The sequence below is a fragment of the Streptomyces sp. SCUT-3 genome (genome assembly GCF_014083985.1).
GTDB lineage: Bacteria > Actinomycetota > Actinomycetes > Streptomycetales > Streptomycetaceae > Streptomyces_H > Streptomyces_H thermolineatus.
The window spans coordinates 5564947-5585268 of sequence record NZ_CP046907.1; the positions used below are offsets into that span (position 1 = coordinate 5564947).

21 protein-coding genes and 1 riboswitch are annotated in these 20322 nt (G+C 75.5%); of the genes, 16 read left to right on the plus strand and 5 right to left on the minus strand.

Annotated elements, in window-relative coordinates; all coding sequences use genetic code 11:
- Window positions 1-6: 6 nt before the first annotated feature.
- Window positions 7-873 carry a serine hydrolase gene (locus GQS52_RS24535; protein ID WP_259371191.1) on the plus strand — a complete coding sequence of 289 codons (867 nt, stop codon included), beginning with the start codon at window positions 7-9 and terminating at the stop codon, window positions 871-873.
- 94 nt (window positions 874-967) lie between these two features.
- Here GQS52_RS24535 and GQS52_RS24540 read toward each other — a convergent pair whose 3' ends face one another.
- Complete coding sequence (locus GQS52_RS24540; protein WP_182315617.1) at window positions 968-1615, minus strand: LysE family translocator; 648 nt, start codon at window positions 1613-1615, stop codon at window positions 968-970.
- Window positions 1616-1987: 372 nt separating this feature from the next.
- On the opposite strand from GQS52_RS24540, the gene GQS52_RS24545 reads away from it, so the two are divergent.
- From GQS52_RS24545 to paaE, 7 genes are all read left to right on the plus strand, one after another.
- The gene (locus GQS52_RS24545) at window positions 1988-3331 is read left to right on the plus strand and encodes a PLP-dependent aminotransferase family protein (RefSeq protein WP_182315619.1); all 1344 of its coding nucleotides are present in this window, start codon (window positions 1988-1990) and stop codon (window positions 3329-3331) included.
- A gap of 193 nt (window positions 3332-3524) precedes the next feature.
- Window positions 3525-5231, plus strand: a complete 1707-nt coding sequence (gene paaN / locus GQS52_RS24550; RefSeq protein WP_182315621.1) for a phenylacetic acid degradation protein PaaN — start codon at window positions 3525-3527, stop codon at window positions 5229-5231.
- A 40-nt stretch (window positions 5232-5271) separates the two neighbouring features.
- On the plus strand, window positions 5272-6318 hold the full coding sequence (paaA, locus tag GQS52_RS24555) for a 1,2-phenylacetyl-CoA epoxidase subunit PaaA (protein ID WP_182315623.1): 1047 nt from the start codon (window positions 5272-5274) through the stop codon (window positions 6316-6318).
- Window positions 6315-6599: a 1,2-phenylacetyl-CoA epoxidase subunit PaaB gene (gene paaB, locus GQS52_RS24560; protein WP_182315625.1), complete on the plus strand. Its 285-nt coding sequence runs from the start codon at window positions 6315-6317 to the stop codon at window positions 6597-6599. The genes paaA and paaB overlap by 4 nt, the downstream gene beginning before the upstream one ends.
- Window positions 6600-6611: 12 nt before the next feature.
- Window positions 6612-7496, plus strand: a complete 885-nt coding sequence (paaC, locus tag GQS52_RS24565; RefSeq protein ID WP_182315627.1) for a 1,2-phenylacetyl-CoA epoxidase subunit PaaC — start codon at window positions 6612-6614, stop codon at window positions 7494-7496.
- Window positions 7497-7567: 71 nt separating this feature from the next.
- Window positions 7568-8059, plus strand: coding sequence for a 1,2-phenylacetyl-CoA epoxidase subunit PaaD (gene paaD / locus GQS52_RS24570; RefSeq protein ID WP_259371192.1), 492 nt, complete (start codon window positions 7568-7570; stop codon window positions 8057-8059).
- Window positions 8059-9210 (plus strand): 1,2-phenylacetyl-CoA epoxidase subunit PaaE, encoded by a 1152-nt coding sequence (gene paaE / locus GQS52_RS24575; RefSeq protein WP_182315628.1) that lies wholly within the window; start codon window positions 8059-8061, stop codon window positions 9208-9210. Before paaD ends, paaE begins: the two co-directional genes overlap by 1 nt.
- Window positions 9211-9397: 187 nt before the next feature.
- On the opposite strand, the gene GQS52_RS24580 is transcribed toward paaE, so the two are convergent.
- The gene (locus GQS52_RS24580; RefSeq protein WP_182315629.1) at window positions 9398-10399 is read right to left on the minus strand and encodes an enoyl-CoA hydratase/isomerase family protein; all 1002 of its coding nucleotides are present in this window, start codon (window positions 10397-10399) and stop codon (window positions 9398-9400) included.
- Between the two features lie 166 nt (window positions 10400-10565).
- Window positions 10566-10762, plus strand: a riboswitch (cobalamin riboswitch).
- Window positions 10763-10792: 30 nt separating this feature from the next.
- Between GQS52_RS24580 and GQS52_RS24585 the strand changes: the two genes are divergently transcribed.
- From GQS52_RS24585 to GQS52_RS24605, 5 genes are all read left to right on the plus strand, one after another.
- The gene (locus tag GQS52_RS24585; RefSeq protein ID WP_182315630.1) at window positions 10793-11491 is read left to right on the plus strand and encodes an energy-coupling factor ABC transporter permease; all 699 of its coding nucleotides are present in this window, start codon (window positions 10793-10795) and stop codon (window positions 11489-11491) included.
- Window positions 11488-12006, plus strand: a complete 519-nt coding sequence (locus GQS52_RS24590) for an energy-coupling factor ABC transporter substrate-binding protein (protein ID WP_182315631.1) — start codon at window positions 11488-11490, stop codon at window positions 12004-12006. The genes GQS52_RS24585 and GQS52_RS24590 overlap by 4 nt, the downstream gene beginning before the upstream one ends.
- 7 nt (window positions 12007-12013) lie before the next feature.
- Window positions 12014-12772, plus strand: coding sequence for a cobalt ECF transporter T component CbiQ (cbiQ, locus tag GQS52_RS24595; RefSeq protein ID WP_182315632.1), 759 nt, complete (start codon window positions 12014-12016; stop codon window positions 12770-12772).
- Window positions 12773-12834: 62 nt separating this feature from the next.
- Window positions 12835-13725, plus strand: coding sequence for an ATP-binding cassette domain-containing protein (locus tag GQS52_RS24600; protein WP_182316701.1), 891 nt, complete (start codon window positions 12835-12837; stop codon window positions 13723-13725).
- Between the two features lie 139 nt (window positions 13726-13864).
- Window positions 13865-15010 (plus strand): CaiB/BaiF CoA-transferase family protein, encoded by a 1146-nt coding sequence (locus GQS52_RS24605; RefSeq protein ID WP_182315633.1) that lies wholly within the window; start codon window positions 13865-13867, stop codon window positions 15008-15010.
- A 96-nt stretch (window positions 15011-15106) separates the two neighbouring features.
- Here GQS52_RS24605 and GQS52_RS28270 read toward each other — a convergent pair whose 3' ends face one another.
- Entirely contained in the window at window positions 15107-16738 is a 1632-nt protein-coding gene (locus GQS52_RS28270; protein WP_182315635.1) for a PP2C family protein-serine/threonine phosphatase, read from the minus strand.
- Window positions 16739-16909: 171 nt separating this feature from the next.
- On the opposite strand from GQS52_RS28270, the gene GQS52_RS28040 reads away from it, so the two are divergent.
- Entirely contained in the window at window positions 16910-17296 is a 387-nt protein-coding gene (locus GQS52_RS28040) for a hypothetical protein (protein ID WP_259370953.1), read from the plus strand.
- Window positions 17281-17904, plus strand: a complete 624-nt coding sequence (locus tag GQS52_RS28045) for a hypothetical protein (protein WP_259371194.1) — start codon at window positions 17281-17283, stop codon at window positions 17902-17904. Before GQS52_RS28040 ends, GQS52_RS28045 begins: the two co-directional genes overlap by 16 nt.
- Window positions 17905-17974: 70 nt before the next feature.
- Here GQS52_RS28045 and GQS52_RS24620 read toward each other — a convergent pair whose 3' ends face one another.
- Window positions 17975-18409 carry a hypothetical protein gene (locus GQS52_RS24620; protein WP_182315637.1) on the minus strand — a complete coding sequence of 145 codons (435 nt, stop codon included), beginning with the start codon at window positions 18407-18409 and terminating at the stop codon, window positions 17975-17977.
- 291 nt (window positions 18410-18700) lie between these two features.
- On the opposite strand from GQS52_RS24620, the gene GQS52_RS24625 reads away from it, so the two are divergent.
- The gene (locus tag GQS52_RS24625; RefSeq protein WP_182315639.1) at window positions 18701-18964 is read left to right on the plus strand and encodes a DUF4235 domain-containing protein; all 264 of its coding nucleotides are present in this window, start codon (window positions 18701-18703) and stop codon (window positions 18962-18964) included.
- A 108-nt stretch (window positions 18965-19072) separates the two neighbouring features.
- Here GQS52_RS24625 and GQS52_RS24630 read toward each other — a convergent pair whose 3' ends face one another.
- A complete protein-coding gene (locus GQS52_RS24630) occupies window positions 19073-20170 on the minus strand; it encodes a hypothetical protein (RefSeq protein WP_182315641.1) in 1098 nt (365 codons plus the stop codon).
- Window positions 20171-20322 lie beyond the last annotated feature (152 nt).

A 20322-nucleotide genomic window follows, 5' to 3' on the forward strand; every position in this document is an offset into this window, starting at 1 on the left:
GGAGCCGTGCTGGCGGTCGCGGTCCCCGCGTCCGCCACGCCGGCCCAGGCCGCCACCGGCCCTTCGGGCATCACCGCCAAGGGCGCGTTCCTGCTCGACAACACGGCCAACAAGACGCTGTGGAGCAAGAGCGCCGACACCAAGCGGCAGATGGCCAGCACCACCAAGGTGATGACCGCCGCCGTCGTGGTCAGCAGCGGCATCGACCTCGACCGCCTGGTCACCGTCAAGTCGACGTACCGCACGTACGTCGCCGAGAAGGGCGCCTCCACCGCGGACCTGAAGACCGGCGACAAGCTGACGGTCCGCCAGCTGCTCTACGCCATGATGCTGCCCTCGGGCTGCGACGCGGCCTACGCCCTCGCCGACACCGTCGGCACCGGCAGCACCGTCAAGGCGCGCACCGCCTCGTTCATCAAGAAGATGAACGCCAAGGCCGCGGCGCTGGGCATGACCAACACCAAGTACGACTCCTTCGACGGCATCTCGCAGACCGGGTACAACTACACGACCCCCCGCGACGCCGCCAAGCTCACCCGGTACGCGCTCAAGTCGACGAACATCCGCACCGTCGTCAAGTCCGCCAAGACGGTGCAGAAGGCGACCAACGGCCGCACGTACACCTGGTACAACACCAACAAGCTCCTGGGGTCGTACAGCGGCGCCAACGGCGTCAAGACCGGCACGGGGAGCGTCGCGGGCCCCTGCCTGATCTTCTCCGCCACCCGCAACGGCCGCACCGTCGTCGGCGTCATCCTCAACGACGCCAACCGCTACACCAGTGCGGCGAGGATGCTGGACTACGCCTACGGCACCAACACCGCGAGCACCATGCAGCTGCGCAAGCTCCCCGCGGGCGCCCAGCGCGACTGACGGACGCAGCCCGGAGAACCGCCGGCCCCGCCCCGCCGCACCGCCCGCACGCTTCCGCGGGCGCCGGCGGCGCGGGGCCGGCGCGGTCCCGGGATCACCCCGTGCCGGACGGCAGCGAGGTGTCGACGGCCAGCGAGACGGCCAGCGCGCCGAGCGCCGTTCCCATCAGGAAACGCTGGACCCTCAGCCAGGAGGGGCGGCGGGCGAGGAAGACGGAGACGGTTCCGGCCGCCAGCACGAGGGCCAGGTTGACGGTGAGGGCCACCGCGATCTGGACGGAGCCCAGCACGAGGCCCTGGAGCAGTACGTGCCCCGCCCCCGGGTCGACGAACTGCGGGATCAGGGAGAGGTACATGACGGCGATCTTCGGGTTCAGCAGATTCGTCGTCAGGCCCGTCGTGAACAGTCGGCGCGGGGTGTCGTGCGGGACGTCCCGGGGCGCGAAGACGGAGGGGCCCCCGGGCCTCAGGGCGTTCCAGGCCAGGTACCCGAGGTAGGCCGCGCCGGCCAGTTTCACGGCGGTGTACAGCTCGGGCACCGCGACGAACACGACCGACAGGCCGAGGTTCGTGGCCAGCAGGTAGACCGCGAACCCCAGGGCGACACCGGCGAGGGACACCACCCCGGCGCGCCGCCCCTGGGTGATGCTCCGGGACACGAGGTAGACCATGTTCGGTCCGGGGGTGAGCACCATCCCCAGGGCGACCGCAGCCACCCCCAGCACCCCGCTCGCCTCAACCACGGCCGCCCGCCGCCCTCCGGCCGGGCCGGTGCGGTGGCGGGGGAGCGGTGGTGCGGACCGGTGACGGGTGCGGTGCGGCCTTCATCCGACTGAGGTTTCCTTCCTGGCGGATTGTTCCTCCGGCCGTGCGGGTCGGCGCGGGCCGGTGCGGGTCGGCGCGGTCCGGCGCAGGCCGGACGGGCCGGCCAGCGGCCTTCGGGGCAATCGCGAGTCTAGGTCGGTCATTTGCTCGGTTCAATGAGGAACATTGAACTCGGTGCAATTCTGTGCTTCGATACCGGCACACGAGGCACACAGGGCATGCGGGGCATGCGGGGCACGCAGGGGGTGCCGGTGCGCAGGGGGCACCGGGCGCCTCGGAAGGAGAGGGCCGTGAAGGACTACCGCAGCGTCGCCGACGCGGTGGCCGAGGACATCAGGGCGGGCCGGCTCAGGGCGGGCGACCGGCTGCCCCCGCAGCGGGACTTCGCCCGGCAGCACGGCATCGCCAACTCCACGGCCATTCGCGTCTACCGGGAGCTCGCCCGACGGGGCCTCACCGTCGGGGAGGTGGGCCGCGGCACCTTCGTGCGCGCCGCCTCCGGCGCGACCGCCCCCGTCCCCGCCCTGTCCGAGCCGGCGGACGGCCGGGTCGACCTGGAGCTCAACCACCCGGTGGCGCCCGGCCAGGCCGGGCTGCTCGCGGCCGGACTCGGCGGGCTGCTGCGCCCGGACGCCCTGGAGTCCGCGCTGCGGCCGGTCGGCCCGGCCGGCACCCCCGCCGCGCGCGACGCGGCGGCCGGCCTGCTGGCCCGCGGCGGCTGGCGTCCCGACCCGGCGCGGGTGCTGTTCGCCGGGAGCGGCCGGCAGGCGATCGCGGCCGTGGTCGCCGCCCTGGCGAGGCCGGGTGCGCGGCTGGGCGTCGAGGAACTGACCTACCCGGTGCTCAAGGCGATCGCCGCCCGGATCGGCGTCACCCTCGTGCCGCTGGCCGTGGACGAGGCCGGGCTGGTCCCCGAGGCCGTCGAGGAGGCCCACCGGGCCGACCCGCTGCATGCCGTCTACGTCCAGCCGGTGCTGCACAACCCGCTGTCGCTCACCATGCCCGGGGAGCGGCTGGACCGGCTGGCCGACGTGCTGCTGAGGACGGGGATCCACGCGGTCGAGGACGCCGTCTGGAGCTTCCTCCGGGACGACCTGCCGCCCCTCGCGGAGCGCGCGCCCGAGCGGACGGTCCTCGTGGACAGCCTGTCCAAGAGGCTGGCCCCGGGACTGTCCGCCGGGCTCGTGGTGGCTCCCGAGTCCCTCGCGGGCGGCGTCGCCGCGTCGCTGCGCTCGGGGGGCTGGGCCTCCGCGCGGTTCCCGCTGGAGGCGATGTGCCGGTGGCAGGCGGACGGCACCGTGCAGGCGCTCGTGGAGGCCAAGCGGCGGGAGGCCGGGGTGCGGCAGGAGATCGCCCGCCGCCACCTCGGAGACTTCGCGACGCGGAGCGCTCCCTGCTCGTACCACCTGTGGTGGGAGCTGCCCCGCCCCTGGCGCGCCGACACCTTCGTCGCCGCGGCCGCGCGGCACGGCATCGCGGTGACACCGGCGGCGGCGTTCTCCGTCGGCCGCCGGCGCGTCCCGGAGGCCGTCCGCCTGGGCCTGGCCTCGCCTCCCGCCGACGTCCTCTCCCGGGCGCTGGCCACCCTCGCCGACCTCGCCCGGTCGTCCCCGGAGGACCTCGCGGCCGACTGAGGGCGGCGCCCCGCGCGGCGGTGCGGGGGCCGTCCGGACGGCCGTGCGGGGTGCCGCCGCGGGGTGACGGCCGACGCCCGGACGCCCGCACCTCTTGAGCCCCGACCGAATGGTCGGTTACCTTGGTGGCGGGTCGGTCGGGCCGGCCCCGGTACGGCCTGCCGCCGCACCGGTATCCCTGGGAGTGATCTGCATGCCGGAACACGTGTCCACCCGCACCGACCTCTTCGAGCGGCACCGCGAGGTCCTCGACCGGGCCGCCCGGGCGGCCGTGGAACGCGACTACTGGAGCCCCTTCCCGGAGAGCCCGAGCACCTCGGTCTACGGCGAGGAGGCGCCCAAGCGCGGCGAGGAGGCGTTCCGCGCGCAGCTGGACCGCCCGTTCGTCCTGGACGGCCACCCCGGCAGCGGGACGGTCGACCCGGGGGAGAAGTCCCCCTACGGCTTCCCGCTGGGCGTGACCTACCCGCGCGTCGGCGTCGACGAGGCGCTCGCCGCGGCGAAGGCCGCCACCCGCGCCTGGCGCGACGCCGGCCCCGACACCCGCGCCGGCGTAGCCGCCGAGATCCTGCACCGGATCAACGCCGCCTCCTTCGAGATCGCCCACGCCGTGCACCACACCACCGGGCAGCCCTTCGTCATGGCCTTCCAGGCCGGCGGCCCGCACGCCCAGGACCGCGGCATGGAGGCCGTGGCCTACGCCTGGCAGGAGCAGCTGCGCCACCCGGCCACCGCCCGCTGGACCAAGCCGCAGCGCAAGGGCGACCCGCTGGTCATGGACAAGAAGTTCACCCCGGTCGGACGCGGAACGGCCCTCACCGTCGCCTGCAACACCTTCCCCACCTGGAACGGCTACCCGGGGATCTTCGCCTCCCTGGTCACCGGCAACCCGGTGGTCGTCAAGCCGCACGCCGGCGCCGTGCTGCCGCTGGCGATCAGCGTGCGCATCGCCCGCGAGGTGCTGGCCGAGGCCGGGTTCGACCCGAACCTGGTGATCCTGGCCACCGAGGCGCCCGAGGAGCGCACCGCGGCCGAGTACGCCGTCCACCCGGACGTGCGCATCGTGGACTTCACCGGCTCCACCGCCTTCGGCGAGTGGCTGGAGGCCAACGCCCGCCAGGCCGCGGTGTACACCGAGAAGGCCGGACTGAACACGGTCGTGGTGGACTCCACCGACGACTACGCCGGGATGCTGCGCAACCTCGCCTTCTCGCTGTCCCTGTACAGCGGCCAGATGTGCACCACCCCGCAGAACATCCTCGTCCCGCGCGACGGCTTCCCCACCGACCGGGGCACGAAGACCGCCGACGAGTTCGCCGCCGACCTCGGGCAGGCCCTGGACAAACTCCTCGGCGACCCGGCGCGCGCCGCCGGCACCCTGGGCGCCATCGTCAACGACGGCGTGCGCGACCGCCTCGACAAGGCCGCCTCGCTGGGCCGCACGGTCCGCCCCTCCGCGCCCGTCGAGCACCCCGAGTACCCCGACGCCGTGCTGCGCACCCCGCTGGTGGCCCGGCTCGACCCGGACGCCGACCGCGACACCTACACCCGCGAGTGGTTCGGCCCGGTCTCCTTCGTCATCGGCACCGACTCCACCGGCCGCAGCCTGGAGATCTTCCGCGAGACGGTGCGCGAGCACGGGGCGATGACCGCCTCGGTCTACTCCACCTCCGAGGAGGTGCTGGCCGCCGCCGAGGAGGCCGCGCTGGACGCCGGCGTGCACCTGTCGGAGAACCTGCACGGCGCGGTCTTCGTCAACCAGACCGCGGCCTTCAGCGACTTCCACGGCACCCCCGCCAACCCGGCGGCCGGCGCCGCGCTGACCGACCCGGCGTTCGTGGCGGGCCGCTTCTTCACCCTCCAGTCCCGCCGCCACGCCGACCCGGCCGGCCGGCAGTGACGGGAACGGGGAACCGACGGTGAGCACACAGGAGGCAGCGATGCCCGCACGGACACCGGGCCGGACGGACGGCCGGACCCCGGCCCCCGGGGCGGCCAACGCCCCGGACCCCGCGCCCGCGCAGGACCCGGCGCGGGCCGCGGCCGAGGAGCACTTCGAGGCGACCCTCGCCCGGGAGCAGCGGATCGAGCCCCGGGACTGGATGCCCGACGGCTACCGCAGGACCCTGGTCCGGCAGATCGCCCAGCACGCCCACTCGGAGATCATCGGCATGCAGCCCGAGGGCGCCTGGATCACCCGGGCCCCCTCCCTGCGCCGCAAGGCGGTCCTGCTGGCCAAGGTGCAGGACGAGGCCGGCCACGGCCTGTACCTGTACTCGGCCGCCGAGACCCTCGGCGCCGACCGGCAGGACCTGACCGAGCGCCTGGTCGACGGCCGCCAGAAGTACTCGTCGATCTTCAACTACCCCACCCTGAGCTTCGCCGACGTCGGCGTGATCGGCTGGCTGGTGGACGGCGCGGCCATCTGCAACCAGGTGCCGTTGTGCCGCAGCTCCTACGGGCCCTACGCCCGAGCCATGGTGCGCGTGTGCAAGGAGGAGTCCTTCCACCAGCGCCAGGGCTACGAGCTGCTGATGACGATGATGCGCGGCACGCAGGCCCAGCGGGAGATGGTGCAGGACGCGGTGGACCGCTGGTGGTGGCCCTCGCTGATGATGTTCGGCCCGCCCGACGCGGACTCGCCCAACACCGCGCAGTCCATGGCCTGGCGGATCAAGCGCCACACCAACGACGAACTGCGGCAGCGCTTCGTCGACATGACGGTGCCCCAGGCGGAGAAGCTCGGCGTCACCCTCCCCGACCCCGAGCTGCGCTGGAACGAGGAGCGCGGCCACCACGACTTCGGCACCCCCGACTGGGACGAGCTCAAGAGGGTCATCTCCGGCGGCGGCCCCTGCAACGCGGAGCGGGTCGAGAGGCGCCGCGCCGCCCACGAGGACGGGGCCTGGGTGCGCGAGGCGGCCGCCGCCCACGCCGCCAAGCAGGCCGAACGCAGCCGACGCGCAGGCAAGGAGCAGGCAGCATGAGGAACGAGTGGCCGCTGTACGAGGTGTTCGTGCGCGGCAAGAGGGGCCTGAACCACGTGCACGTCGGTTCGCTGCACGCGGCCGACGACCGGATGGCCCTCACCCACGCCCGCGACGTCTACACCCGTCGCAACGAGGGCGTGAGCATATGGGTGGTGCGCTCGGACGCGATCGCCGCGTCCGCCCCCGACGAGAAGGACCCGTTCTTCGAGCCCAGCGGTGACAAGGTCTACCGGCACCCCACCTTCTACGACATCCCCGACGACGTCCCCCACATCTGAGCGGGAGCCGAGATGACCACCGAGGACCACCTCCACCTCCCCCCGGCCGACACCGCGCCCGAGGGGGACGACCGCTGGGCGTTCGGCACCGGGTTCACCGACCCGCTGCACGGCGTCGACACCGCGCTCCCCCCGGGGGCGGACGGCGCGGCCCTGGCCGCCTACTGCCTGGCCCTGGGCGACGACGCCCTGGTGCTGGCGCAGCGACTGGCCCAGTGGTGCACCCACGCCCCCGAACTGGAGGAGGAGGTGGCCCTGGCCAACATCGGCCTGGACCTCCTCGGCCAGGCGCGCCTGCTGCTGACCAGGGCCGGCCAGGCCGACGGATCGGGCCGCGACGAGGACCGGCTCGCCTACTTCCGGGACGCGCCCGAATTCCGCAACGTGCTGCTCGCCGAGCTCCCCAACGGGGACTTCGCCCACTCCACCGCGCGCCTGCTGGCCCTGTCCGCCTGGCGCCTGGCCCTGTTCGGCCGGCTCACCGGCTCCGCCGACCCGGTGCTGGCCGCCGTCGCGGCCAAGGGCGTCAGCGAACTCGCCTACCACCGCGAGTACGCGGCGCAGTGGGTGGTGCGGCTGGGCGACGGCACGGACGAGTCCCACCGCCGCATGCAGGAGGCGGTCGACGCCCTCTGGCCCCGCCTGGGCGAACTGCTCGCCGTCTCCGCTACCGAACGGCGGGCCGTCGACGAGGGCTTCGGCGCCGACCCGGCCGCGGTGAACGAGGAGTTCGAGGCCGTCATGCGGCAGGTGCTGGACGCGGCCGGCCTGCGCGACCCCGGGCCGCTGCTGCCCGGTGAGCCCGCCGGACGCCTGGGGGCGCACTCCGAGTACCTGGCCCCGCTGCTGGACGAGATGCAGAGCGTGGCCCGCGCCCACCCGGAGGCGACGTGGTGACCCGCCTGCGGCCCGTCCCCCCGCCCCCCGCCGGGGCGGCGCCCGGCGGGGCGGCGCCCGACGAGGCGGCCGTGCGCGCGCGGCGGGCGGCGGAGTCCGTCCCCGACCCCGAACTGCCCCAGCTCACCCTCGCCGACCTCGGCGTGCTGCGCGGGGTGGAGGTCGCACCCGACGGCACGGTCACCGCGAGCCTGACCCCCACCTACTCCGGCTGCCCCGCCATGGCCGAGATGCGCGCCGACCTGGCCGCCCGCCTGCACGCCGCCGGGTTCGCCGAGGTCCGCATCCGCACCGTCCTCGACCCGCCCTGGTCCACCGACCTGATCACCCCGGACGGCCGCCGCAAGCTCGCCGAGGCCGGCATCGCGCCCCCCGGCCCCGCCCCGCGCCGGACGTCCGGGCCCGTCCCCCTGGAACTGTCGCCCGTCCGCCGGGCCGTCCCCTGCCCGCGCTGCGGCTCCGCGGACACCGAGGAGACCTCGCGGTTCTCCGCCACCGCGTGCAAGGCGCTGCGCCGCTGCCGCGCCTGCCGCGAGCCGTTCGAGCACGTCAAGGAGATCTGATGGTCACCGCCCCCGTCCCGGCGAGCAGCCCCGCCCCGGTGAGCGGCCCCGCCCCGGCGCGCGGTTCCGTGCCGGCGCGCCGCCGCGCCGCCGCGGTCTTCCACCCCCTGCGGGTCGCCTCGGTGACCAGGCTGTGCGACGACGCGGCGGCCGTGGAGTTCGAGGTCCCGGAGGAGCTGGCCGAGGCGTACGCCTTCGCCCCCGGGCAGTCGCTGACCCTGCGCCGGACCGTCGACGGCCGCGACGAGCGCCGCTCGTACTCCATCTGCTCCCCGGCCGGCGGCGCGCCGCGCATCGGGGTGCGGGTGGTCCCCGGCGGCCTGTTCTCCTCCTGGCTGGTCGAGCAGGTGCGGCCCGGCGACGTGCTGGAGGTGCTGCCGCCGGCCGGGGTCTTCACCCCCGACCTGCACGAGCCCGCCCACCACGTGCTGGTCGCCGCGGGCTCGGGCATCACCCCGATGCTCTCCATCGCCGCCTCGGTGCTGCGGGCCCACCCGGACTCGCGCGTCACCCTCTTCTACGGCAACCGCCGCACCTCCACGGTGATGTTCGCCGATGAACTGGCCGACCTCAAGGACAGCTTCCCCGGGCGGTTCCAGCTCGCCCACGTCCTCTCCCGCGAGCCGCGCGAGGCCGAACTGCTCTCCGGCCGCCTGGACGCCGACCGTCTCGCCGCGCTGGTCGCCGCGCTGGTGGACGTGGAGTCCGCCGGCCACTGGTGGCTGTGCGGGCCGCACGGCATGGTCCAGGACGCGCGCCGGGTGCTGGCCGGGCTCGGGGTCCCCGACGCCAGGGTCCACCAGGAGCTGTTCCACGCGGGCGAGGACGAACCGCCGGCCCCGGCACGGCACGAGGACGCGACCCCGGACGGCCCCGTCAGCCGGGTCACCGTCGTCCTCGACGGCCGCACCACGCGGACCGACGTCCCGCGCGACCGCACCGTGCTGGACGGGGCCCAGCGGATGCGTCCCGACATGCCGTTCGCCTGCAAGGGCGGGGTGTGCGGCACCTGCCGCGCGCTGGTCGTCGACGGGGAGGTGCGCATGCACCGCAACTTCGCCCTCGAGAAGGCCGAGGTCGACGCCGGGTACGTCCTGACCTGCCAGTCCACGCCGGTCTCGGAGGACGTCGTCCTGGACTTCGACAGCTGACGCACCGGACGCGGCACGGCCCTCGCGGCTGCGGACGGAGCCCGGGGCCCCGCCCCGCTGGCTCCCCGTCCCGCGGGTTCCCCGCCCCCGGGGCTGCTGGGGCGTGGAGGGCGCGTGCGGCGGCAGGACCGGCCCGCCGCCGCACGCACCGCGTCGCACAGCGCCCCCGGAACGGGGGTGACGCGGGTCAGCCGCCCAGCAGGCGGGCCGCCGTCCCCGGGCCGGCGGGCGCCCATGCCGGGGAGTGGTCCTTGTCGACCAGCACGGCGCGCACCCCCTCGGCGAAGTCCGGCTCCCGCGTCAGCGCCTCGCCCAGGCGCAGTTCGCGCTCCAGGCACTCGGCGAGCGTGGACCGCGCCCCGCGGCGCAGCAGCTCGAAGGTGACGGCCAGGGCGGTGGGGGAGGCGCGCCGCAGCTCCGCCAGCACCTCCAGGGCCCACTCGCCGCCGTCGGCCTCCAGCCGTCCGAGGACCTCCTCCAGGGAGGCGGCGCCGAAGCAGTGGTCGATCTGCTCCCGGTGGGCGGTCAGTTCCGAGGAGGGCGCGGGCCGCGCGTGCGCGGCCAGGGCCCCGGCGACGTCCCGCCCGCCCCCGCCGAACAGGTCCCGCTCCAGCGCGGGCAGGTCCGCGGAGGGCACGAAGTGCGTGGCCAGGCCGCACTCCACGGCCGCACCGGCCGAGATCCGGGCGCCGGTCAGCCCCAGGTACATGCCGGTGCCGCCGGGCAGCCGGGGCAGGAAGTGGCTGGCCCCAATGTCGGGGAAGAAGCCGATGCGGGTCTCGGGCATCGCGAAGGAGGCGCGCTCGGTCACCACCCGGGCCGACCCGTGCACGGAGATCCCCAGGCCGCCGCCCATGGCGAACCCGTCGACGACCGCGACGTACGGCTTGGGGTACTCGGCGATCAGCCGGTTCAGGCGGTACTCCTCGGTGAAGAAGGCCCGCACGGCCTCGCGGTCCCCGGACAGCACCCCCTCCCGCACCGCCCTTATGTCGCCGCCCGCGCAGAACGCCTTGGGGGAGGAGCTGCTCACCACCACGGCGCCCACGGCGGGGTCGTCGCGCCAGTCCAGCAGGGCGGAGTGGATGGCGCGGACCATGGACAGATCCAGTGCATTGAGCGCCGCGGGCCGGTCGAGGAGCAGGTGCCCCGTGCCGTCGGTCACGCTCGCCGTGACGAATGAGTTCATGCACGCCTGCATATCATCCGCCGCCGCGGGGGCCGCAGGGCAGGAGCGGCGGGGACCGCACTGCCGCCGCGGGACGGCCGGGCGGACGGGCCCGGCCGTCCGCATGCCGGACCGGAAGGGGCCGCCTTGTGAGAAGGGCCGCCTTGTGAGCACGACACGGGGGGAACTAGGGTCACTGTGCCTTGGTGTTCGGGAAGCCGGTGAGAAACCGGTGCGGCCCTCGCCACTGTGATCGGGAAGCATCCGCTCCACCCCCGCACGGGGAGCCACTGGGAAAGCGCGCGCAGGCGCGGCCTCCCGGGAAGGCGGAACGGAGGCGTCGACCCGTCAGCCAGGAGACCGGCCGAGGCGTGTCCGTCCATCCACGAGGTGTTGGAGAGGGTCCGTCCAGCCATGCACATCGCCGAGGGCTATCTGCCCCCACTGCACGCGGTCGCCTGGAGCGCCGCAGCCGCCCCGTTCGTCGTCCACGGGGCCCGTGCCCTGACCCGCGAGGTCCGCGAAAACCCCGGCAGCACCCTGATGCTGGGTGCCTCCGGTGCGTTCGTCTTCGTCCTGTCCGCGCTGAAGATCCCCTCGGTGACGGGCAGTTGCTCGCACCCCACCGGCACGGGACTGGGGGCGGTCCTGTTCAGGCCCCCGGTGATGGCGGTGCTGGGCACCGTCACCCTGCTCTTCCAGGCCCTGCTGCTCGCCCACGGCGGCCTGACCACGCTCGGCGCCAACGTCTTCTCCATGGCCGTCGTCGGCCCGTGGGCCGGCTACGCCGCCTACCGCGCCGTCCGCGCGCTGCGCGGCTCCCTGATGCCCGCCGTCTTCGCCGCGGCCTTCACCGCCGACCTGACCACCTACTGCGTCACCAGCGCGCAGCTGGCCCTGGCCTTCCCCGACCCGGCGACCGGTTTCGCCGGAGCACTGGCCAAGTTCGGCGGCATCTTCGCCGTCACCCAGGTCCCGCTGGCCGTCAGCGAGGGCCTGCTGACGGTGCTCGTCGTCCGCCTGCTGGGCCAGTCCGGCCGCGGCGAACTCGCCCGCCTCGACACGACCGGCCGCGAGGACACGACGGACGCGGAAGGGACGGTGGCCCGGTGAAGCGCGACACCCGCGTCAACCTGCTGATCCTGCTCGCCGTCCTCCTCCTGGCCGCCGCACCGCTGGCGCTGGGACTGGGCGACCACAAGGAGGAGCCGTTCGCCGGCGCCGACGGCGAGGCCGAGGCGGCCGTCACCGAGCTGGACCCCGGCTACGAACCCTGGTTCGGCCCGCTGTACGAACCCCCCTCCGGAGAGGTGGAGTCGGGACTGTTCGCGCTCCAGGCGGCCCTGGGCGCGGGCGTGCTCGCCTACTGCATCGGCCTCAGGCGGGGCCGCCGCCAGGGCGCGCGGGCCGCCGCGGTGCAGGCCGCGGCCGCGCGGACGGAGACGCCGGCGCAGTCACCGGCACAGTCACCGGCACAGGTCCCCGCGCCCGCCGGGAAGGCGGGCGCGGGACCGGAGCGGGACTCCGGGCAGGCTCCCCGGCAGGACCCCGGGCAGGGGTCCGGGCAGGACCCCGGGCAGGCTCCCGGGTCCCGCCGTGACGGCGGCGCCGCCGACGGCGAGGGCTGATCCGCCGGTGCTCCCCATCGACGCGGCGGCGCACACCAGCCGGTGGCGCCGCCGCCACCCCGTCGACAAGGCGGTGCTCGCCCTCGGGCTGACCGCCGCCGCCGTCGCACTGCCCCCGTGGCCGGGAGCCGTCCTGGTCGGCGCGGTCACGCTCGTCCTGCTGCTGTGCGCGGCGCGAGTGCCCGCAGGCCGCCTGTGGCGGGCGTTCCGGGTGCCGCTCGGCTTCTGCGTCACCGGCTCCCTCACCCTGCTGGTGCAGGTCAACGGCTTCTCCGACCCCGCGGGGTTCGTTGGCCCGGCGCCCGACGGCCCGCTGCACGCGGCCGAGCTGCTCGCCCGCACCGCTGCCGCCTCCCTGGCCGTCCTGCTGTTCGCCTTCACCACACCGCTCTCGGACGTCCTGCCCCGGCTGACGGCGCTCGGCGTCCCGCCCGCCGTGGTGGACGTGACCGCGCTGGTCTACCGCATGTCGTTCCTGCTGCTGGACAGCGTCTCGACCGTGCGCGAGGCCCAGGCAGCACGCCTGGGCTACACCGACCGGCGCGCCGCCCGGCGCTCCCTGGCCGGCCTGGGGGCGACCGCCTTCGTCCGCGCCTTCGACCACGCCGCCCGGCTCCAGGACGGCCTGGCCGGACGCGGCTACACCGGGTCCCTGCGCGTCCTCGTGGACGACGTGCGGATCTGCCCGCGGTTCGTCGCCGCCTCGCTCGCCCTGGTGGCCTGCGTGACGGGCACCGCCCTGCTGCTCGGAAGGATCCTGCCGTGACCCGCCCCGCCCCCGACGGCCCCGTCGACGGCCCCGCCCCCGACGGCTCCGTCGACGCACCCGTGCCCGGCGCTCCCGCCCCCGACGGACCCGCGTCCGCCGCCGCGGCCGCCCCGGTGCTCGAACTCCGCGGCGCCGCCCACCGCTACCCGCACGGCCCCGCCGTGGTCGAGGGGATCGACCTGGCCGTCCGGCCCGGCCGCGCCCTCGCCCTGCTCGGCCGCAACGGCAGCGGCAAGACCACCCTGCTGCGCCTGCTCACCGGCAGCCTGCGCCCCACCTCGGGGCGGCTGCTGTGCGCGGGTGAGGAGGTGCGCCACGACCGCCGGGGCCTGGACCGGCTGCGCCGCACCGTCCAGCTGGTCCTGCAGGACCCCGACGACCAGCTGTTCTCCGCCTCCGTCGGCCAGGACGTCTCCTTCGGCCCGCTCAACCTCGGCCTGCCCGAGGACGAGGTCCGGGCCCGGGTGGACGAGGCACTGGCCGCCCTGGAGATCACCGGGCTGCGCGACCGCCCCACCCACCTGCTCTCCTTCGGCCAGCGCAAGCGCGCGGCCATCGCCGGTGCGGTGGCCATGCGCCCCAGGGCCCTCGTCCTGGACGAGCCCACCGCGGGACTGGACCCGCAGGGCACCGAACGCCTCCTCGGCCTGCTGGAGCGGCTGAGGGGGGACGGCACCACGGTGGTGATGGCCACCCACGACGTGGACCTGGCCCTGCGCTGGGCCGACGACGCCGCCCTGCTCACCCCCGCCGGCCTGCGCACCGGCGACGCCGGCCTGCTGCTCGGCGACCCCGCGCTCCTGGAGGACGCCGGGCTGCGCCCCACCTGGGCCCACGCGGCGGCGGACGTACTGCGCGCCCATGGCCTGCTGGCCGACGGCGACCCCCCGCCGCGCACCCCGCAGCAGCTCGCCCACTGGGCCCGCCCGACCCCCGCCGTCGGCCACTGACCCGCCCCGGCGGGCGCCGCCCCGCCGGGGCCCGCCGGCCGGGCAGGTCCCGGAGCCGGTCGGAGGGGTGTCCCGCGCGCGGCCCCTCGGCTACCGTCGGCCGGGAACCATCCGCCCGCCGGACCAGGAAGGCCCCGCCGTGCCGCTGCCCCTCGACGGAGTCACCGTCGTCTCCCTGGAACAGGCCGTCGCGGCCCCCTACGCCACCCGTCAGCTCGCGGACCTCGGCGCCCGCGTGATCAAGATCGAGCGCCCCGGCGGGGACTTCGCCCGGGACTACGACCGCGCAGCCAAGGGCGAGTCGGCCTACTTCGTGTGGTGCAACCGGGGCAAGGAGAGCGTGGTCCTGGACCTGAAGGAGGCCGGCGACCGCGCCCTGCTGGACCGCGTCCTGGCCCGCGCCGACGTCTTCGTGCAGAACCTGGCCCCCGGCGCCGCCGGCCGCCTCGGCCTGGACGCGGACACCCTGCGCGCCCGCCTGCCGAGGCTGATCTGGTGCGGCATCTCCGGGTACGGCGACACCGGCCCCTACCGCGACAAGAAGGCGTTCGACCTGCTGGTGCAGTGCGAGACCGGGCTGGTCTCGCTCACCGGCACACCGGAGACCCCGGCCCGGGCGGGCTTCTCCGTCGCCGACGTCGCCGCCGCCATGTACGCGTACACGGGCATCCTCACCGCCCTGTACGAGCGCGAACGCACCGGCACCGGCAGCGCGTTCGACGTTGCCATGCTCGACGCCCTGGGGGAGTGGCTCGGCCAGCCGATGTACCAGACCCTGTACGGCGGGCGGCCGCCGGTCCGCAGCGGCGCCCGCCACCCCACGATCGCGCCCTACGGCCACTACCGCGCCGGAGACGGCCGCGAGGTGTTCCTCAGCGTGCAGAGCGACCGTGACTGGGTGGTCCTGTGCGAGAAGGTCCTGGGCCGGCCCGACCTGGTGCGCGACCCGCGCTTCGCGGACAACCCGCTGCGCCGCGAGCACGACGACGAGCTGACCCCCGTGCTGGAGGAGGCGTTCGCCGCCCACGGCGCCGACGAGCTGCTGGAACTCCTGGACGGGGCGGGCATAGCCGGGGCCCGGCTGCGCACCGTGGACGAGTTCGTCGACCACCCGCAGCTGGCCGCCCGGGACCGCTGGCGGGAGTTCGACTCCCCGGCCGGACCGCTGCGCGGCCTGCTGCCCCCGGTCGCCGTCCGCGGCCGCGAGGCCCGGATGGGCGCGGTGCCCGCGCTGGGCGAGCACACCGACGCCGTCCGCGCGGAGTTCGCCGACCCCGGGGCCTGACCCCAGCCCCGCCCCCGCCGTGCCGTCCCGCAGCGCCCACGCCCCCGCCGTGCCGGCCGGTCGCGCCGGCCGGCCGCCCCGCGGGGGCGCGGGGCCTCAGCCGCCGGCCGGGGCGCCCGTCCCTGCCCGCGCCGGCCGGGACGTGCCGCTCCGGCCGGCGGCCCGCTGGGCGGGGGCCCTGCCCGCGCGCTCCTGGCCGAACCGCACCACCATCAGCGCCCGGTCGTCCGGCCAGTCGGCCTCGGCGTGGCTGTCCACCAGCAGCCGGCACAGCATGTCCGGGGCGAGCAGGTGGGTGTCGGCGGTGATCCCGGTGAGGAACTCCAGGCCGTCGTCGAGGCATTCGTCCCGGCGTTCGATCAGGCCGTCGGTGTACAGCAGCATCGTGGCGCCCGGCGCGACCTCCTCCTCGTGCTGCCCGGGTTCGGGCGCCCCGGGGATGCCCAGGAGCATCGACCGCCCCTCCAGCAGCCGGGGCCGGCCCTCCGGGTCGACCAGCACCGGCGGCATGTGACCGGCGTTGGCGTAGTGCAGGGTCCCGGCGGCCGGGTCGTAGGAGAGGAAGCAGGCAGTGGCGGTCCGCCCGGGCAGGTAGGTGCACACGTAGTCGTTGAGCTTGGCCAGGACCTGCCCGGGGGCGCAGCCCCGGTCCAGCGCGATCGCGCGCAGGGCGCTGCGCAGCTGGGCCATCTCGGTGGCCTCCGTCAGGCCGTGGCCGGCCACGTCGCCGATCGCCATCCCGACGCGCCCGCCCGCCAGCGGGAACAGGTCGTACCAGTCCCCGCCGACCGCCACCTGGTCGCTGCCGGGGGCGTACCGGGCGGCGACCGTCAGGCCGGGCAGGTCGGCCAGGTCCGGGAGCAGGTTCACCTGCAGCCGCTGGGCGAGCCGGTGCTCGTGCTCGAACAGCCCGGCCCTGGCGACTGCCTGGGTGACCAGCTGGGACATCGACTCGATGTGGGCGAGCGAGTCCGCGTCCGGGTGGGCGGACAGGGCGAGTTGCAGCACGCCCAGGGACTCGCCCTCGTAGCCGTGCAGCGGCAGTGCGTACGGCAGCCGGCCCTCGGCGCGGGCCCGCCCCACGAAGCGGTCCAGCTCCTCGACGCCCTCGGGGGTGTCCAGGTCCGCCCACGGCGGGGCCGGCGCGTGGCGCCGGTCGTGCCGTTCGAGGACCGGTACCAGGCGGTCGATGTGCAGGGCCAGCAGCGCCTCCCGCGCACCGACGACCCCGGGCACCTGGCGGTGCACCGCGGCGGTCACGTCCCGCAGGGAGGTGGCGGAGGCCAGGGACGAGGTGAGCCCGTACAGGCGGCGCAGCTGGGCGGCCGGGGTGGAGAAGACGGCCTTCAGGCACACGGCCGCCTCCTCCGGCCCCGCCGCGCGGTTGCCCGTCCACTCGTGGACCGGTGTGCCGTTGGAGGCGCGCAGCGGGATCCGCATCGGCACGGGGCCCGGCGAGGCGGCGCAGGCGCGCAGCATCTCCCGCAGGCCGTCGGCGCAGGGGAGTTCCGGCCGCGCCCCCTCGGCCTGGCCGTCGCACTCCAGCAGCTCCTCCAGCCGGGCGCCGACCAGCGGCCTGGCCGCCTGGGCCCCGGCCCCGGCGCCGTCGCCCAGTGCCCGCAGCGCGGGCGTGTTGGCGGCCAGGACGACTCCGTCCGGAGTCACCAGCAGCATGGGCCCGGTCACCAGTTCCGCCACGGCGGAGAACTGCTCCACAACACCACTCAACCGGTGGCCCTCCCTCTCGATCCGGCCGGCAGTCCCCCGATCTCGACATCGTGAGGAATGTTGTCGGTTGGCAACAGTATGCGAACCGGAGGCGTCCGCGCCGCCCCGCCCCCTCCCGGTGGAGGTGAAATTCGGGTGCCCGCCGCCTCACGGCTCCCTACGATCACGTCCGTGAGGGATCTCGAACTGCTGCCCAAGGCCCATCTGCACGTCCACCTGGAGAGCACGGTCCGGTGGGCGACTCTCCGGGAGATCGCCGCCGCACACGGCCTGCCCGCCCCGCCGGCCCCCGCCGGCGGCCCGCGGCCCTTCGAGGGGTTCCGGGCGTTCGGCGACCACAACTCGCTGGTGCGGGACTGCCTGAGGAGCCCCGCGGACTTCCACCGGGTCGCCCTGGAGTTCTGCGAGGACGAGGCGGCCCAGGGCACCCGCTATGCCGAGGTCACCTTCACCGCCGCCTCCCACGGGGAGCGCCTGGGCTCACCGCAGGCGCCCTGGAGGCCGTCCTGGAGGGGCTCCGTGAGGGAGGGCGGCGGTACGGGATCGAGTGCCGGGTGATCCTGGACCACTCCCGGCGGCGTCCGGTCGAACGGGCCCGCGCCACCCTGCGGCTGGCCCTGCGGTACGCCGCGGACGGCGTGGTGGGCATCGGCATGGCAGGGGAGGAGTCCCACTCCCTGCGCCCCTTCGCCGACGTGCTGCGCGAGGCGCGGGACGCCGGCCTGCACCTGGTCCACCACGCCGGGGAGATGTGCGGGCCGGACAGCATCCGCGAGGCCCTCGACGTCGGCATGGCCGAACGCCTCGGCCACGGCATCCGCGTGCTGGACGACCCGGAGCTGCTCGCCGAGGTCAGGGACCGGGCGGTCCCCCTGGAGGTGTGCCCCTCCTCCAACGTCGCCCTCGGCCTCGTCCCCTCCTACGGCGGCCACCCGCTGCCCCGGCTGACGGGCGCGGGACTCGCCGTCACCCTCAGCACCGACATCCCCTCCGTCGCGGGCGTCCGCCTGACCGACGAGTACCGGCGGGCCCGGGACGCCTTCGGCTACGACGACGAGGCACTGGCCGCCCTCGCCCGGGCCGCCGCCGACGCCTCCTTCGCCCCCGAGGAGACGAAGGCCCGCCTGCACCGGGAGGTCGACGACTGGCTGGCCTCCCCGGATTGACCGGACGAAGTCCGGCCGGGCGATGACGCCGACGCGGCGGCTGTCGTCGTCCGGCTCCGAACGGGAATCCTTACGCGACCCAGCAGTAGACGCCCTGTTCCTGGCGTCGGGCGCCGCGGGCGAGAGCAGCCAGATCACTCATGATCGCGTCCGCGGTCTCCACGTCGACGACCTCGCCGTCCTCCGCACGCTGCGCGGCCCACGACGCGGCGACATCACGCAACTCGCAGCGCCCGGCACCGGCGAGTGCTGCGGACAGGCGGGGCGAGACCGCGAAGACGATGCACTCGTCATCATCCTGACCGGCGACGACCCGGGGCTCACCGGTTTCGACGAGTTCCTCGAAGCTGCCGCCGACGAGAAGGCATTCCCATTCGACCACCGCTTCTTCCGGGTCGAAGTTGCCGAAAGAGAGCGACTCGAACGACCGTCCCGGCCCGGTCCGGAGCACCGAAGCCGCTGACGTGTCGTCCGGTGCTGCGAAGAACTTGACGATGATGCTCACCGGGGCATCATGCCCGGCTGTCCACGAGCATGATCGGCCGGACAGGTCCGGGCAGGGGAAGGCCTCCGGCGCGGTCCGCAGGGCGTTGTTCCGGGCTCGGCCGCCGTCGAGGCCGAGGAGATGGTGGCGAGTGCGGCCGGAGGACGCGGGGGGCCGGGGCGCTCCCCGTGGGAGAGCCGAAGCGGCTTCCGGGGGCGGCCGGCGGGTCCTGCGGTGCGCGGGTTTGGCCGGGCGCAGCCGGGTCAGGCGTCGTCCGAGGCAGGACACGGTCCCGACGAGGAGGCACAGCGGATGGCGAAGGTGTACGAACCGGTCGGCTTCCTGGTGGGAACGCTCGGCGGCCTGGCGGCCGGGCAGCTGTTCAAACGCGCCTGGAGGTCCGCGGGCAGGAGGAGTTACTTTCCCGAGCCCACGGCCGAGCGCGCCCGGTGGCCGGAGGTGGTGGCCGCGGCCGCACTGCAGGGGGCGGTCTTCTCGGCCGTGCGCGCCGTGATCAACCGCGGGGGTGCCGCGGGCCTGCGCCGGGCCACCGGCAACTGGCCCGGCCACCGGTAGGGGCCCGGCCGCCGCCGTGGGCCCCGGGGGCGGCCGGGAGCCCGGGGGCGGCCGGCGCCGGGGCGTTCACCGCCCGCCCGCCGGCCGCCGCTCCGGGCCCGGGGCGGCTCAGGCGCCGACCGGCTTGCCGCCGCTGCGCTCCCAGCCGACGGCGGCCAGCATCCGGTGGGCGGCGTACGCCTCGGCCGGGTCGTCCACGGTCGTCCACGGCAGGGCGCCGACGTGGCCGTCGACCAGCCGGAACTGCTCCAGCGCCTCGCCGTGGCGCTCGGCCTTGACCAGGAACCACGCCAGCAGGTGCCGCACGTGCGGCATCACCGGGTGGTCGGCGGGGGCGGAGCGGACCGCGTACAGCGCCCCCTCGACGGCCGTGCCCACCACCGCGCTGCGGAAGAGGCTCCCGACCAGGTTGACGTCGGGGAGGTTGGCGAAGACCGCGAAGAGCGGCAGGGCCGGGAGCAGGCTGCCCCCGGGCGCGGACGCGGCCGCCCGTTCGGCGAAGGCGTGGGCCTCGGCCCTGGAACCGTGCCCCTTCTCGCCCCAGTGCGGGAGGGCGGCCAGGTGGGCGCCCATGTGGTGGGGGGCGAGGGCGGTGATCCTGCCCCACAGCGACTCGACGTCGGCCCGGCGGTCCCCGGCGTAGCAGGCCACCACCAGCTCGGCGACGAGCGGGGTCGGGTCACCGGGGGCCAGGAGGGCGGCCTGCGCGCACGCCGAGCGGGCCTCCTCCAGGATGATCCGGTGTTCGTGGGAGCCGGGGCCGGCCGCGGACCCTGCCGCCTGGTGCGCCAGGAACAGGGCGTGCACCACCGCGCCGCCCGGCTCCTCGGGGGCCTCCAGGCGCCAGGTGCGCAGCCACCGGCCGCCCTCGCCCGGCGTCCGGACCAGTTCGACGCGGGCCGCCCCGGCCAGGGAGTGGACGCGCTGCCAGCGCAGTTCCCAGTCGTCCCCGGTCAGCGCGAGCAGCCGGGCGGCGGGCTGCCACTGCCCGGTCCGCCCCATCTCCTCCAGGGCCTCGTCCAGTTCCGGGTCCGGGCCCGGCAGCCGCACGTCCAGCCGCTCCGCGGGGACGAAGCCGTGCCGTGCCGCCACGGTGTCCCCGTACTCCTGCAAGGTCTGCCGCTTCCCGTGGCCACGCCCGCGGCGGAGCGTGGCCACCGCCCCTACGATCATGGTCGTGGCGATCAGGATGAGCAGAATGTCCATGGGTTGTCCTGGTCCTGTGGGCGCAGCGTCGTGCTGCCGGCCGGCAGCAGTGGTCCGGAACGGATCCTATGTGCTGCCCGAGAAGGGGCACTTGGCGCGCGGACGCGGTGCGGCCCCGGACCGGGAGGGGACGGACCCGGTCCGGGGCCGCG

What these genes read in the sequence shown, in the direction of transcription:
- GQS52_RS24585 (WP_182315630.1), top strand. Translation starts at nt 10,793, where the DNA reads ATGCACATCGCCGAGGGCTATCTGCCCCCACTGCACGCGGTCGCCTGG.
- paaC (WP_182315627.1), top strand. Translation starts at nt 6,612, where the DNA reads ATGACCACCGAGGACCACCTCCACCTCCCCCCGGCCGACACCGCGCCC.
- paaN (WP_182315621.1), top strand. Translation starts at nt 3,525, where the DNA reads ATGCCGGAACACGTGTCCACCCGCACCGACCTCTTCGAGCGGCACCGC.
- paaA (WP_182315623.1), top strand. Translation starts at nt 5,272, where the DNA reads ATGCCCGCACGGACACCGGGCCGGACGGACGGCCGGACCCCGGCCCCC.
- paaE (WP_182315628.1), top strand. Translation starts at nt 8,059, where the DNA reads ATGGTCACCGCCCCCGTCCCGGCGAGCAGCCCCGCCCCGGTGAGCGGC.
- GQS52_RS24580 (WP_182315629.1), bottom strand. Translation starts at nt 10,399, where the DNA reads ATGAACTCATTCGTCACGGCGAGCGTGACCGACGGCACGGGGCACCTG.
- GQS52_RS24630 (WP_182315641.1), bottom strand. Translation starts at nt 20,170, where the DNA reads ATGGACATTCTGCTCATCCTGATCGCCACGACCATGATCGTAGGGGCG.
- GQS52_RS24625 (WP_182315639.1), top strand. Translation starts at nt 18,701, where the DNA reads ATGGCGAAGGTGTACGAACCGGTCGGCTTCCTGGTGGGAACGCTCGGC.
- paaB (WP_182315625.1), top strand. Translation starts at nt 6,315, where the DNA reads ATGAGGAACGAGTGGCCGCTGTACGAGGTGTTCGTGCGCGGCAAGAGG.